Genomic DNA, 1,558 nt, shown 5'->3' with positions numbered 1-1,558 from the left:
CGGCGATGCCCAGGCGGGCAAATACCTCTCTGAAGTTCAGGGAGAAGAGGATGTTCTGCGAACCTGTCTCAAGGTCATGGCCTCGGGTTACCGGCCTGAAGTTTGCCCCGGAATGATACCACCACCCATGGCTTTGATCATTCAACAGTGTATTGACTGCAAATATGGCGGGGTCGCCATGAGCTTTCAGTCCTTTCAGGATGATACTGTCAGGATTGAGTACACACCCGGTCAGCCCAGAGGCATAGTGGCAGGACAGTCCGGCAACACGCCCCACCGCATCGATATTGCTCGCAAAGAAGGCGCTGAAAGCTGGCAATACTTTCCCGGAACGGTTTCAAATCAATTTATCCTCCAAAAAAACAGCGAAAATAACGGCTATTCGGAAACAAGAATTGATGATGCGAACCCCCGATCAGGCGACGGCAGTCATCGACTCAGTGATGACACGGTTTCAGCACTCAGGGATGTGGTGACAAAGCTGGAAGACCTGTTGCTTTGCCCGGTGGATGTGGAGTTTGCTATTGATCATCAGGGTTGCCTGTTCCTGTTGCAGGTACGCCCCATAACCCGACTCTCTGGCGGTATGGATTTTGCCATGCCTATACCCGATGACAGTCTGATCATTGGTGAGGCCGTCAGTGAAGGCTATTGCACCGGGCCCATCTGGCTGGCCAAAAAACAAGAGTCAGACATAATGCCACACGGAGCCATCGTCCTGGCCCGACACGCCGAAGAATGGCTGCTTGAGCCCGGTTTCCTGATGCGGGCAGGTGGTTTTGTCATTGCAGAAGGAGGATTCAATGATCATGTGGCGATCCTCATGAGACAGGAGAAAAAGCCCTTAATGCTGGCAGGTGGCAGGTATACGGCAGTGATCGCTCAGGGTGTCCATCAAGTCACGCTGGCTTGCGCCCGCTTTAATAGTAAATCCGGTGCCTTCATTGTGGCCGGTGACATTACCGAAAAACTGGCCAGTCACAGAAGCCTGTCTTCTGTTGTTTCTGATGTGCCGCCGGCAAAAGCTGTCCCGTCACGGGATGATTTGTCTCCCCCTGAAGGCACATTTCATAAAGTTGCCAGCGGTTTCCAATGGCTCACGAATCAAAATACACGCCTGTTGGCATTGTTTGCCCCCGGCAGTGGACTGGATTGTTTGGCGAACCCCATAAAATTAAGCATGTCGCCACAACGATCAAAGCTACTGACTGAGACTGCGGATAACGTCAATCGTCTGATTCATGGGGCTGAAGCACTGTTGGAGGGTTATCAGGCATTCTTGCGTCTGGCGCGGCATAGCGATTCACTTGAGATCATGCCATTGCAGGAAGAATTACTGCAACTGTTCAACCGGTTCGCGGCGCTGAAACAGACCCTCCGGTCCGGGATAAAGAGCATCATTCTGCCAATGCAAGCCGCTGATAACGGGCAGCTATCTCCGGGAATGTTTCGTCCGTGGCTGGCAGACTGTCATCTGCTGGAATCCTGTCTTCAAGCTCTCAGCCCTGAGGAGGCTGAGCAGGTGCGGAGTGTCCATGAGCTGATTTTTGCCCTGCAT

1 protein-coding gene is annotated in these 1,558 nt (G+C 52.8%); it reads left to right on the top strand.

What is annotated here, in order from left to right; genetic code table 11:
* A partial coding sequence (locus KDK17_RS14350) for a PEP/pyruvate-binding domain-containing protein (RefSeq protein ID WP_257288353.1) occupies positions 1-1,558 on the top strand: 1,558 nt, incomplete at both ends.

The sequence above is a fragment of the Endozoicomonas sp. SESOKO2 genome, assembly GCF_024606245.1.
Taxonomy (GTDB): domain Bacteria; phylum Pseudomonadota; class Gammaproteobacteria; order Pseudomonadales; family Endozoicomonadaceae; genus Endozoicomonas_A.
Note: the sequence above shows the minus strand (reverse complement) of the source record. Positions and strands in the feature narration are given on the sequence as shown.